We start from the raw sequence: 11,450 nt of genomic DNA, 5'->3' as shown, positions 1-11,450 counted from the left end.
CCATCATTATAAAATACAGAAAAATGCAGGGTTCAGGTTGGGGCACAGCCTGATATCTGCATTTTTTTGTGATTTATGGATATTACTATTCGTACAGCCAATAGTAAATAACCGCTATATTGACCTGTCTGATCTGTCATATACTGCGCCAATGTGGCAGATACTTAATTTTCACTGTACTGGAGCGCGTCTGAAAAATCATTCCCGCAATCTGTACGCCCCACTTTGCGGTATGTTTCGCCCGAATTCGGTTGCCGTAGCCTGCTACGACGCCCTCATCCGGACAAAATCTCCCACAAATTGTGACGTACATCTTGCAGAAAGCTTTTTTGAACATGCTCTGGCACATCGTTGCATATAAAAAATCAAAAACAGTCAAAATAATTCATATTTGTGCAATTGTAATAAATCATAAGTGAAAATCTTGTGAAAAAGATTGATTGACTTTGACTGTATATGAAAGTATAATAAGCACAACAAATCAAAAACAAGCAAAAATAAGCAGGAGGCAGAAATGATTTACACTGTGACTTTTAATCCGTCACTGGATTACATCGTGTCGGTAGAGAACTTCCAGCTTGGTCTTACCAATCGAACCAGTTCGGAGATGCTTTTGCCGGGAGGCAAGGGAATTAATGTTTCTACAGTTCTTATGAATCTGGGAATTGAGAGTACAGCCCTTGGATTTACAGCCGGATTTACCGGAGATGAGATTATCAGACGTCTTGAGGAGATGGGTGTGAGGAATGGTTTCATCCAGGTAGGGGAAGGCTTTTCCAGAATCAATCTGAAGCTGAAGAGTATAGACGGTACAGAAATCAATGGACAGGGACCGAAGATCGGAACTGATAAGGTGGATCTGCTGATGAAGCAGTTAGGAGAGCTTGGACAAGGCGATGTACTTTTCCTTTCCGGAAGCATTCCATCATCCATGCCGGATGATGCCTACCAGAAGATCATGGCTATGCTGGACGGCAGAGGCGTAAGAATCGCAGTGGACGCGACGAGAGATCTTCTGATGAAGGTTCTCCCCTATCATCCATTTCTTATTAAGCCAAATAACCATGAACTTGGTGAGATCTTCGGCGTAGAACTGAAAGACCGCCAGTCCGTGATCCCATATGGTAAGAAACTCCAGGAGATGGGAGCTGTGAATGTACTGATTTCCATGGCAGGAGAGGGCGCGGTCCTTATTGCTGAGAATGGAGACGTTTATGAGGAGCCTGCACCGAAAGGCAAGCTGATCAATGGTGTTGGAGCCGGAGACTCCATGGTTGCCGGATTTATGGCAGGATATATGGAGAAGCAGGATTATGAATATGCGTTCCACATGGGAATCGCAGCTGGAAGTGCCAGTGCGTTTTCTGAGAATCTTGCTACCAGAGAAGAGATTGAAGCTGTATATCAGCAGATCACAGGAAAGGATCAGGAGGAAAGGAAGAAATGAGGATCACAGATTTACTGGACGTAAGAAGTATTTCGTTAAATGCTGCCCCAGCAGATAAGTCTCAGACTCTGGATGCAGCGGTTTCCCTTATGACCAGAAGTGGCAAGATTAATGATGAGGAAGCGTACCGTAAGCAGGTCTATGCCAGAGAGGAAGAAAGTACTACAGGAATCGGGGAGGGAATCGCCATTCCTCATGGTAAATGTGATGCAGTAGAGAAACCAGGACTTGCCGCTATGGTGATCCCGGGAGGGGTTGACTTTGACTCTCTTGACGGAGAGCCGGTTACCTTGCTGTTTCTTATTGCTGCGCCAAATACAGAGGATAATGTTCATCTGGATGTGCTCAGCAAGCTTTCCATGATGCTGATGGATGAGAAATTTACCAAGAGTCTTCGTGCAGCGAAGACACCAGAGGAATTTCTTGCGATCATTGATCAGGCAGATGAGGAGAAGAAGAGCGTAGATGAGCGTCTGGCCGATATGGGAGAGGCTGAAGCGGATCAGTTTAAGATTCTGGCTGTTACTTCCTGTCCTACAGGAATTGCCCACACCTACATGGCAGCAGAAGGAATTGAGAAGGCTGCCAAGGCGAAGAACTGTTTTGTGAAAATTGAGACAAGAGGCTCTGGCGGAGCCAAGAATGTGCTTACAGAGCAGGAGATTCAGGATGCAGACTGCATTATCGTTGCGGCCGATGCCCAGGTTCCCATGGATCGTTTCGATGGAAAGAAAGTGATTCAGCGTCAGGTTTCTGATGGAATCAATAAGGCTGATGAGCTTGTAGAGCTTGCCATGTCTGGAAACGTACCGGTTTATCACAGCGGAAATGCATCAGCCTCATCACAGAGTCAGAATAAGGCCGGCGGCAGTGTGGGACACAAGATTTACACCCAGCTGATGAATGGTGTTTCCCATATGCTTCCGTTTGTAGTTGGCGGTGGTATTCTGATCGCCATTGCCTTTTTGATCGATGGTCTTATGGTAGATATGAATGCCCTGGATGTAGCCGAGCGCTCTAATTTTGGGTCTATTACTCCGGCGGCAGCTATGTTCAAACAAATCGGTGATGTGGCATTTGGTTTTATGCTTCCGGTTCTGGCGGGATTTATTGCCATGGCAATCGGTGACAGACCGGCACTTGCACTTGGCTTTGTGGGTGGAATGATGGCACACAGCGGAACTTCAGGTTTTCTTGGTGCTCTGGTAGCTGGTTTTGCAGCAGGATATATTATTCTGGGACTTCGTAAGGTATGTGAGAAGCTTCCGGAAGCCCTTGAGAAGATTGCGCCGGTTCTGATTTATCCGGTTGTTGGTATTCTGATCATGGGACTTCTGATGCTGTTTGTTGTAGAGCCCATCATGGGGGGTATCAATACAGCACTGAATAACGGACTTACCTCCATGGGAAGCTCCAGTAAGATCATTCTTGGACTGATCCTTGGCGGAATGATGGCAATCGATATGGGTGGCCCGTTTAACAAGGCAGCATATGTATTTGGTACTGCAGCGATTGCAGCTGGTAACTATGATATTATGGCAGCCGTTATGGTTGGTGGTATGGTTCCGCCATGCGCCATCGCACTTGCTACACTTCTTTTTAAAGACAGATTTACGAAAGAAGAAAGGGAGTCTGGTCCTACCAACTTTATTATGGGACTTGCCTTTATCACAGAGGGAGCCATTCCTTTTGCAGCAGCCGACCCGCTTCATGTGCTTCCGGCATGTATTGTGGGATCTGGTCTTGCAGGTGCAATGTCCATGGCATTTGGCTGTACCCTGATGGCACCTCACGGTGGAATCTTCGTAGTTCCGGTTATGGGAAATGCAGTGCAGTATGTGAGTGCACTGGTAGTGGGAACTGTTGTTTCCGCAGTGCTCCTGGGAGTTCTGAAAAAGAAAAATGCCTGACAATGGATGTTCAAACAGGCTCTAATATTGGCTGCGGAATGAATGGTAACCCATGTCTGGAAAAGATATGCAGGTATAATCGTGTTATTGTGAAGGTCATGAACAGTAACATAATCGTGAATAGTGATTGACACAGAATGTGAAATCCGATATAAAGAAATTAAATAATAAGAAAATCAATAGAGACCAAAGATAAAAAGAAAAATGGAGGAATGAATCATGAGAGAATTTAAGTATGTTGTAACAGACCCGGAAGGAATCCACGCACGTCCAGCAGGAGAACTTGTAAAAGCAGTAAAGGCTTTTTCTTCTGATATCAAGATCGCAAAGGGCGGCAAGGCTATGAACTGTAAGGCAATCTTCGGAATTATGGGACTTGCAGTAAAGAAAGGCGATGAGGTTACTCTTACATTTGAAGGCGCAGATGAAGACGCTGCATATGAGGCAGTGAGCAAATTCATGCAGGAAACTCTGTAAGACAGGAAGGGGACATACCTGCGAGTATGTCCCTGTTTGTTTGTAAACAGCCTGTCAAAGTGATATTTGCGTGAGTCTTTGGTAAGTATCACGAGAACGGGAAATGCTGTAAGGAGCGTTTGGTCTCCTGTCAGCAGATCAAATAAGTGGGAGAGAAAAAATGCAGATATATAATGGAAAAAGTGTTTTCGGTGGTATTGCCATCGGTAAGATCAGCGTATATCAGAAAAAAGAGCAGCAGGTTAAGCGTGTGAAGATTGATGATCCAGAACAGGAGATGGCGCGCTATGAGAAAGCTAAGGCAGAAGGGATTAAACAGCTTCAGGGACTTTACGATAAGGCCTTGAGAGAAGTCGGGGAAGCCAATGCAGCAATCTTCGAAGTTCATCAGATGATGATGGAGGACGATGGATATAATGAATCTGTAGAGAATATCATTCGCAGCCAGGGCGTAAATGCAGAGTATGCAGTGGCAACTACAGGTGACAATTACGCGCAGATGTTTTCTGCAATGGATGACGATTATATGAGAGAGCGTGCGGCAGATGTTCGTGATATTTCTGAGCGGCTTCTCACCGTTTTAAATGGAGAAGAGACAGGGGCTGTAGATGCAGACGAGCCGAAGATCATCGTGGCAGAGGATCTGGCGCCATCAGAGACTGTACAGCTGGATAAGGATAAAGTTCTCTCTTTTGTTACAGTGAAAGGCTCCTTGAATTCCCATACAGCGATTCTTGCAAGGACCATGGCGATTCCTGCACTTGTAAATACTTCCGTGTCTCTTGAGAGTGAGATGGATGGCAGACTTGGAATTGTAGACGGGGCAAACGGTACATTTTATGTAGATCCGGATGAGGCGACTCTGGCAGAGATGAAGAAGCGCCAGGAAGAAGATCTTTCCAGAAAGCAGCTTCTTTTGACCCTTAAAGGAAAAGAGAACGTTACTCTTGACGGACAGAAAGTAATGCTGTACGCTAATATTGGCAACATCAAGGATCTGGCAACAGTCATTCAGAATGATGCTGGTGGAATCGGTCTTTTCAGAAGTGAGTTTATTTATCTGGAGAAAGAAGATTTCCCAACAGAGGAAGAACAGTTCCAGATTTACAGACAGGTTGCACAGACCATGGCAGGTAAGAGAGTGATTATCCGTACTCTGGATATTGGTGCAGACAAGCAATGCGATTATTTCCACATGGAGCATGAAGAGAATCCGGCACTGGGATGCAGGGCAATCCGTATCTGTCTGACAAGACCGGAGATTTTCAAGACACAGCTTCGTGCTTTATTCCGTGCCAGTGCATTTGGCAAGATCGCAATTATGTATCCTATGATCACCAGCGTACAGGAAGTGCGTAAGATCAAGGGAATCGTAGAGGAAGTGAAAGCGGAGCTTACCGCTCAGGGCGTAGAGTTTGGCAATCCGGAACAGGGAATTATGATTGAGACTCCGGCAGCAGCAATCATCAGTGATGATCTTGCGAAAGAGGTCGATTTCTTCAGCATCGGAACCAACGATCTCAGCCAGTATACTATGGCAATTGATCGTCAGAATCCTCAGCTCGACCTGTTTTTTGATCCTCATCACCCGGCAGTGCTGCGCATGATCTCCCTGGTTGTGGAGAATGCTCATAAGGCTGGTATCTGGGCTGGAATCTGTGGAGAACTTGGTGCTGACCAGTCACTTACAAAAGAGTTTCTGGCAATGGGAGTGGACGAACTTTCTGTTTCACCGGGAAGTATTCTGCCACTGCGCAAGATCATTCTGGAAACCAATGTTACAGATTATAAGGCGGGAAAAGAATGTTAACACAGCAGCGACATGAGATCATTTTGGAGCTTCTGAGAGAGAAAGGAAGTATTACTGTCACAGAAGTGAAGGATCTTTTAGATACATCAGAGTCAACAGTGCGAAGAGATATTACCGCACTGGATAAGGAAGGCAAGCTGGAGAAAGTTTTCGGTGGTGCCGTGGAACTGAAGGAGCGGGTAACTGCATATGAATATTCAGTTGCCCAGAAAATGGGACTGAAGCTGGAGGAGAAGGACCGGATCGCAAAATATGCAGCAGGTCTTATCCAGGATGAGGATTTTGTCTATATTGATGCAGGTACTACTACTGGGGATATCTTGAAGTTTCTTAAGGTTACAAGGGCAGTATTTGTTACCAATGCAGTGGTACATGCCCAGACACTGGCAGGAAGAGGCTTTAAGGTTCTTCTTGTAGGTGGAGAGCTGAAGAGCACTACAGAAGCAGTAATTGGTAATCAGGCTATGAATACGATTCGTGGTTATCATTTTACCAAAGGCTTTTTTGGAACCAATGGACTTACCAGAAAGAGTGGCTGTACTACCCCGGATGCCAATGAAGCGGCAGTTAAAGCAGCTGCCATGGAGCAGTGCAGGGAGTGCTATGTGCTCTGCGATAGTTCCAAGTTTGACAATATCAGTTCTGTGACCTTTGCAGATTTTTACAGATCTACGATAATTACAGACAGGATTCCGTCTGGCTATGAAGATTGTGCTAATATTATAGAAGTACAGAAGGAGCAGAAATAGAACATTTGAGAAGAGAAGTTTAGTTCCGTTTTTTGATAACTTTCCGGAAGGTCTGTGTGGACTGTTGAAAGCGTGAGAACAAACCATATTATGCAGTTTGCAGGAATGATTTTTTAACATACTCTGGATAAAGTGTTCCTTTCATAGTATAATAGTCCACAGGATTTCTGACAGATAAAGGTTGGGAGTTCTGTGGACTTTTTTATGGAATAGAAAATATGTTGAAATCCTCTGTGAGGCAGTAGGTGGATTTTTATTAGAATACGTGAGGTAATGCTATGATAAAACTGATTGCATCAGATCTGGATGGTACACTTCTGAAAGAAGGCACCATGGATATTAACCCGGAGATTTATGACATTATCCGAAAGCTGAAGGCTAAGGGAATTGTATTTGCAGCTGTCAGCGGCAGAGAATATGACAGTATAGAAAGAGTGTTTGCACCTGTGAAAGATGATATTTATTTTATTGCAGGAAACGGTGGAATCATTTCCTATCAGGGAGAGATTATTGAAAAAATGGCAATTCCTGCCGATATACTCAAAGAGGTTGTGGAGTATGTGAGAGCCCAGGAGGGAGCTTCTTTCATGACAGCAGGTAGTGCCCAGGCATATGTGGAGCGGGCAGACCAGGCTTTCGTGAAGAAACTTCGGGAAGGGTATAAACTTCATGTAAATGAAGTGGACGATGTATTGAATGTCCCGGAGACTATGACAAAAGTTGCCATGTACAACGAAGAAGTGGATGCAGCTCTGGGAGCAGAGGAAGCGAAGCGGCGTTTTGGAGATAAGATTCAGATCATGGCTTCCGGTGATTACTGGGTGGATTTCGTGGATGTGCATTCCGGAAAAGGAAATGCTCTTCAGAAACTTTGTAACCGTCTTGGAATTACGAAGAGAGAAGAGGTTGTTGCTTTCGGAGATAACTGCAATGATGTGAGCATGCTGCTGGAAGCTGGAAAGAGCTATGCAGTTACTACTGCCCGCGAGGAAGCCAAGCAGGCCGCCAGATACGTACTGGAGAAACCAGGTCCGGACAGCGTACTGAATGTGTTAAAGATGATTTTGGAGTTATAAGAGAAAAGAAGAATAAAGAAATGGGAGTACATTCAATTTTGTAATTCCATTGGAGAAATCTTTGATATTGTAGTGGAAGATATGATTCATCAATCAAAGGGATTACAGGGATAAAAAATCCGGGCTGTGTGGAGCAGTCCGGATTTTTGTGGGGCAAAATCAGGCAAGAATCCTTCCATCTGTGGAGATGGTGTACACCTGCCATGGAAGAAATTTTCCGCTGGCTTTCATGGCATTTATGGCTGCATTCTGGATTCCGCCGCAGCATGGAACTTCCATACGCACGATGGTAACACTCTTGATATTGTTCTGACGGATGATTTCGGTGAGCTTTTCGCTGTAATCTACAGAGTCCAGTTTCGGACAGCCGATAAGAGTAATCTTACCTTTGATAAAATCCTGATGGAAGTTAGCGTAAGCATAGGCTGTGCAGTCTGCAGCAATAAGAAGGTCAGCATCGTCAAAATATGGAGCATTGATAGGAACTAACTTAATCTGTACCGGCCACTGTTGAAGCTGGGAGTGTGCTTCCAGCTTTTTCTTATTTTCCAGAACTGCGGCTTCGTCGTAAGCAGCTGCCTCCTTTTCTACAAAAGAAATGGCATTTGTTGGACAGGCAGGGAGGCAGTCGCCCAGACCGTCGCAGTAATCTTCACGAAGCAGTTTTGCTTTACCATCTATAATTCCAATTGCACTTTCGTGGCAAGCGCGGGCACAGAGCCCGCAGCCGTTACATTTTTCTTCATCTATATGAATGATTTTTCTGATCATGAGAGTATCCTCCTTATCCCAACAACGTTTTCAAGTCTTCCTCTGGCGTAGTAATCGCAGCGATCCCAAAGTTTTCTACCAGATAATTCAGCACATTCTGTGATAAAAATGCCGGAAGGGTCGGGCCAAGACGGATGTTTTTGATTCCAAGGTGAAGCAAGGTAAGCAGAATGGAAACTGCTTTCTGCTCATACCAGGAGAGCACCATGGAAAGAGGAAGCTCATTTACCCCACATCCAAATGCTTCTGCAAGAGCGCCCGCAACCTTGATCGCGCCGTAAGCATCGTTGCACTGTCCCATATCCATCAGTCTTGGAAGCCCACCGATGGTTCCAAGGTCCAGATCGTTAAATCTGTATTTTCCACATGCAAGTGTAAGAATTACGGAATCAGAAGGAGACTGCTTTACAAAATCGGTATAGTAATTGCGTCCGCTTCTTGCGCCGTCGCAGCCTGCTACCAGGAAAAAGTGACGGATAGCACCTGCTTTTACAGCATCAATTACCTGATCTGCAACGCCAAGAATGGTTCCATGGGAGAAGCCGGTTGTAACGGAAGTTCCGCCGTTGATTCCGGTAAAATGCTGGTCTTCCTGATATCCGCCAAGCTCCAGGGCACGCTGGATAACTGGTGTGAAATCTTTTTCTTCATTAATGTGAACAGTTCCAGGGAAAGTGACAGTTCCTGTAGTAAATACCCGGTCCATGTAGCTTGGTTTCGGCGGCATCAGGCAGTTTGTGGTAAAAAGAACAGGAGCTGGGAGCTCTGCAAATTCTTTTTGCTGGTTCTGCCATGCAGTACCGAAGTTTCCTTTCAGGTGACTGTACTTTTTCAGTTCCGGATAAGCATGACAGGGAAGCATTTCACCGTGGGTGTAAATATTAATGCCTTTTCCTTCTGTTTGTTCCAGAAGAAGTTTCAGGTCATGGAGGTCGTGACCGGTAATGACGATGAATGGGCCTTTTTCCACAGTAAGAGGTACTGTAACAGGAGCTGGTGTGCCGTAAGTGGCAGTGTTAGCGCGGTCAAGAAGCTCCATGCAGGAAAGATTGTATTTACCTGTTTCCATTACAATAGGAAGAAGCAGGTCCATATCCCAGTCCTCGCCCAGTGCAAAAAGTGCTTTTGCGAAAAATTCGTTTACTTCTGTGTCAGTATATCCAAGTGTCATTGCATGGTAGGCATAAGCCGCCATTCCGCGGATTCCAAAGAGAATCAGAGATTTCAGGGAGCGGATGTCTTCCTGGGCGTTCCAGAGAAGCTTCATATCGTAGTCGTCGTTATGTCCGCAAGGGGAAGCGCAGCCGCCACAGTCTGGGCGAAGCCGGGCTTTTTCCTGGTGGATGCGGTCTGTAATTTCTGCGATGGCTTTGTCATCGAAGCTTACGTTTGTAAGGGTAGCAAATAGACCTTCCACCATCAGTTTCCATGTGGTTTCTGCAAGTGGTGTATTCTCATCTGCTGCATGGGCGAGTCCGATGAGAGCTCCGGTAAGTTCATCTTGAAGTCTGGCTGTATCCGCGGTCTTTCCACAGACTCCTTTGGCACCTGTACAGCCGGTACATCCGGCAGTTTGTTCACACTGAAAGCAAAACATGTTCTGTTCCATAAATAGTTTCCTCCTGAATTTGATCATATTGTTCTATAAGGTATAAGTATTTCGTAAAAATAAGTTGACTGGGTTCTGAATGTTTTGTAATTGCAAAAGGAAAAGTAACAGGAAATTCTTTTCGTTTCGCATGAGAAAGTCAGAGATGGATAATTAATTTCTGTCTCCGCCCTTGACTTTGTACGCATACTATAATATAATCCAACAAACAAGTATGTTGTTATAACAACAAAAGGAGAAAAATGAATTATGAATTTCTTTCCAGGACTTTTCTCTTTCAGGGAACAAGTCCAGAAGAAACAAAGCATATGCTTTCCTGTCTGAAAGCCACTCCGCAAAGCTATGCCAAGGGCAGCACGATCTGGCAGGTGGGAGACCAGGTGAAGGCGATGGGACTTGTGCTTAACGGCAGTGTTCATATTGAGAACATTGACATGACGGGAAACAAGAGTATTCTGAACCGGATCGTGCCAGGCCAGGTTTTCGGAGAGACATATGCCTGCATTCCAGGGGAAAAGCTGCTCATAGGGGTGACGGCTGCAGAGGATTGCCAGATCCTTTTTCTGGAGGTGGGAAAGATTTTTCACACCTGTCCGGATACCTGTCCCTGCCATGAGAAACTGATCCGTAACATGCTGATGGTCATGGCGAAGAAGAACCTGGAACTTTCCAGAAGAAGCCTTCATACGGCACCGAAATCCATCCGGGGGAGGCTGCTTTCCTATTTTTCCCAGGAGATGGTGCAGCAGGGCAGCAGCCAGTTTATGATCCCCTTTAACCGGCAGGAACTGGCTGATTATCTTGGAGTAGACAGAAGTGCGCTTTCCAATGAGCTTGGCAAAATGCGAAAAGAAGGGATTATTGAAGTAAACAGAAACCAGATCCATTATCTGGAGCGTGTTTGAAAAAGGCTTCATAGCAGGAGGGAAAATTTAAAATGAATCTGACACCATATTTTAAAAGTATTATCGATCAGGATGTTGCATCCGTTGTCATCTGCAACCTGAAGCATGAAATTATCTACATGAATCCGAAAGCTGTGGAGAGTTATCATAAATGGGGTGGTGAGGCATTGCTTGGAAAAAGTCTTATGAATTGTCATAATCCGAAGTCAAAGGAAATAATTGAAAAAGTGGTTGCCTGGTTTGAAGAAGATAAGGAGCACAACCGGATCCATACTTTTTATAATGAGAAACAGGCGAAGGACGTATATATGGTAGCCCTGCGTGATGAGGATGGAGCTTTGATTGGCTATTATGAGAAGCATGAGTATCGGGCACGGGATGAGGAACCGTATTACAATTTCTGAAGCTAAAAACATGTTGCTGTTTATGACCTGACCGGCAGCACGCTTCGTGATGCACAGAAATCATGCATTCGCATGATTTTGCGCCGCAATTTTCGGGTTTTCTGTGAACAGGAACAAAAACATTAATTAAAAAATGAGTGGGAAAAGAAACTAGAGCGTGTTTGAAAAAGGCTTTCTGCAAGATGTGCGTCACAATTTGTGGGAGATTTTGCCCTGATGAGGGCGTCGTAGCGGGCTACGACAACCGAATTCGGGTGAAATATACCGCAAAGTGGGGCGTGCAGATTGCAGG

The 11,450-nt window shown here is 45.1% G+C and carries 12 protein-coding genes and 2 pseudogenes; 10 read left to right on the top strand and 4 right to left on the bottom strand.

Annotated features, from left to right (window positions below; all coding sequences use genetic code 11):
* Window positions 1-136 precede the first annotated feature (136 nt).
* A pseudogene (locus tag AB5618_RS08290) lies at window positions 137-274 on the bottom strand (DUF6783 domain-containing protein); the annotation flags it as partial.
* Here AB5618_RS08290 and AB5618_RS08285 point away from each other — a divergent pair.
* From AB5618_RS08285 to AB5618_RS08255, 7 genes are all read left to right on the top strand, one after another.
* On the top strand, window positions 233-361 hold the full coding sequence (locus tag AB5618_RS08285; protein ID WP_313721186.1) for a DUF6783 domain-containing protein: 129 nt from the start codon (window positions 233-235) through the stop codon (window positions 359-361). The pseudogene AB5618_RS08290 and the gene AB5618_RS08285 overlap by 42 nt on opposite strands.
* Window positions 362-514: 153 nt before the next feature.
* Window positions 515-1,447, top strand: coding sequence for a 1-phosphofructokinase (gene pfkB, locus AB5618_RS08280; RefSeq protein ID WP_148461884.1), 933 nt, complete (start codon window positions 515-517; stop codon window positions 1,445-1,447).
* A complete protein-coding gene (locus tag AB5618_RS08275; RefSeq protein WP_148461883.1) occupies window positions 1,444-3,357 on the top strand; it encodes a fructose-specific PTS transporter subunit EIIC in 1,914 nt (637 codons plus the stop codon). The genes pfkB and AB5618_RS08275 overlap by 4 nt, the downstream gene beginning before the upstream one ends.
* A gap of 219 nt (window positions 3,358-3,576) precedes the next feature.
* A complete protein-coding gene (locus AB5618_RS08270) occupies window positions 3,577-3,834 on the top strand; it encodes an HPr family phosphocarrier protein (protein ID WP_118579528.1) in 258 nt (85 codons plus the stop codon).
* 160 nt (window positions 3,835-3,994) lie between these two features.
* Window positions 3,995-5,644: a phosphoenolpyruvate--protein phosphotransferase gene (gene ptsP / locus AB5618_RS08265; protein WP_148461882.1), complete on the top strand. Its 1,650-nt coding sequence runs from the start codon at window positions 3,995-3,997 to the stop codon at window positions 5,642-5,644.
* The gene (locus tag AB5618_RS08260) at window positions 5,638-6,393 is read left to right on the top strand and encodes a DeoR/GlpR family DNA-binding transcription regulator (RefSeq protein WP_148461881.1); all 756 of its coding nucleotides are present in this window, start codon (window positions 5,638-5,640) and stop codon (window positions 6,391-6,393) included. The genes ptsP and AB5618_RS08260 overlap by 7 nt, the downstream gene beginning before the upstream one ends.
* 278 nt (window positions 6,394-6,671) lie before the next feature.
* The gene (locus AB5618_RS08255; RefSeq protein ID WP_148461880.1) at window positions 6,672-7,469 is read left to right on the top strand and encodes an HAD family hydrolase; all 798 of its coding nucleotides are present in this window, start codon (window positions 6,672-6,674) and stop codon (window positions 7,467-7,469) included.
* A gap of 159 nt (window positions 7,470-7,628) precedes the next feature.
* Here AB5618_RS08255 and AB5618_RS08250 read toward each other — a convergent pair whose 3' ends face one another.
* Complete coding sequence (locus AB5618_RS08250) at window positions 7,629-8,240, bottom strand: ATP-binding protein (protein WP_118579540.1); 612 nt, start codon at window positions 8,238-8,240, stop codon at window positions 7,629-7,631.
* Between the two features lie 13 nt (window positions 8,241-8,253).
* On the bottom strand, window positions 8,254-9,849 hold the full coding sequence (gene hcp, locus AB5618_RS08245; protein ID WP_243284048.1) for a hydroxylamine reductase: 1,596 nt from the start codon (window positions 9,847-9,849) through the stop codon (window positions 8,254-8,256).
* A 242-nt stretch (window positions 9,850-10,091) separates the two neighbouring features.
* Between hcp and AB5618_RS08240 the strand changes: the two genes are divergently transcribed.
* Together AB5618_RS08240 and AB5618_RS08235 are read left to right on the top strand one after the other, a co-directional pair.
* Window positions 10,092-10,754 carry a Crp/Fnr family transcriptional regulator gene (locus AB5618_RS08240; RefSeq protein WP_148461879.1) on the top strand — a complete coding sequence of 221 codons (663 nt, stop codon included), beginning with the start codon at window positions 10,092-10,094 and terminating at the stop codon, window positions 10,752-10,754.
* 32 nt (window positions 10,755-10,786) lie between these two features.
* Window positions 10,787-11,158, top strand: a complete 372-nt coding sequence (locus tag AB5618_RS08235; protein WP_148461878.1) for a PAS domain-containing protein — start codon at window positions 10,787-10,789, stop codon at window positions 11,156-11,158.
* 122 nt (window positions 11,159-11,280) lie between these two features.
* On the opposite strand, the pseudogene AB5618_RS08230 reads toward AB5618_RS08235, so the two are convergent.
* Window positions 11,281-11,388, bottom strand: a pseudogene (locus AB5618_RS08230) (DUF6783 domain-containing protein); the annotation flags it as partial.
* Here AB5618_RS08230 and AB5618_RS08225 point away from each other — a divergent pair.
* On the top strand, window positions 11,341-11,450 hold a 110-nt coding region (locus tag AB5618_RS08225), incomplete at its 3' end, for a DUF6783 domain-containing protein (RefSeq protein WP_368366673.1). The pseudogene AB5618_RS08230 and the gene AB5618_RS08225 sit on opposite strands and share 48 nt — an antisense overlap.

This window comes from Ruminococcus sp. J1101004sp1_RTP21198st1_B9_RTP21198_201120 (genome assembly GCF_040924245.1).
GTDB classification, from domain to species: domain Bacteria; phylum Bacillota; class Clostridia; order Lachnospirales; family Lachnospiraceae; genus Blautia_A; species Blautia_A faecis.
Note: the sequence above shows the minus strand (reverse complement) of the source record. Positions and strands in the feature narration are given on the sequence as shown.

What these genes read in the sequence shown, in the direction of transcription:
- AB5618_RS08275 (WP_148461883.1), top strand. Translation starts at nt 1,444, where the DNA reads ATGAGGATCACAGATTTACTGGACGTAAGAAGTATTTCGTTAAATGCT.
- AB5618_RS08255 (WP_148461880.1), top strand. Translation starts at nt 6,672, where the DNA reads ATGATAAAACTGATTGCATCAGATCTGGATGGTACACTTCTGAAAGAA.
- ptsP (WP_148461882.1), top strand. Translation starts at nt 3,995, where the DNA reads ATGCAGATATATAATGGAAAAAGTGTTTTCGGTGGTATTGCCATCGGT.
- AB5618_RS08250 (WP_118579540.1), bottom strand. Translation starts at nt 8,240, where the DNA reads ATGATCAGAAAAATCATTCATATAGATGAAGAAAAATGTAACGGCTGC.
- hcp (WP_243284048.1), bottom strand. Translation starts at nt 9,849, where the DNA reads ATGGAACAGAACATGTTTTGCTTTCAGTGTGAACAAACTGCCGGATGT.
- AB5618_RS08235 (WP_148461878.1), top strand. Translation starts at nt 10,787, where the DNA reads ATGAATCTGACACCATATTTTAAAAGTATTATCGATCAGGATGTTGCA.
- AB5618_RS08285 (WP_313721186.1), top strand. Translation starts at nt 233, where the DNA reads ATGTTTCGCCCGAATTCGGTTGCCGTAGCCTGCTACGACGCCCTCATC.
- AB5618_RS08240 (WP_148461879.1), top strand. Translation starts at nt 10,092, where the DNA reads ATGAATTATGAATTTCTTTCCAGGACTTTTCTCTTTCAGGGAACAAGT.
- AB5618_RS08260 (WP_148461881.1), top strand. Translation starts at nt 5,638, where the DNA reads ATGTTAACACAGCAGCGACATGAGATCATTTTGGAGCTTCTGAGAGAG.
- pfkB (WP_148461884.1), top strand. Translation starts at nt 515, where the DNA reads ATGATTTACACTGTGACTTTTAATCCGTCACTGGATTACATCGTGTCG.
- AB5618_RS08270 (WP_118579528.1), top strand. Translation starts at nt 3,577, where the DNA reads ATGAGAGAATTTAAGTATGTTGTAACAGACCCGGAAGGAATCCACGCA.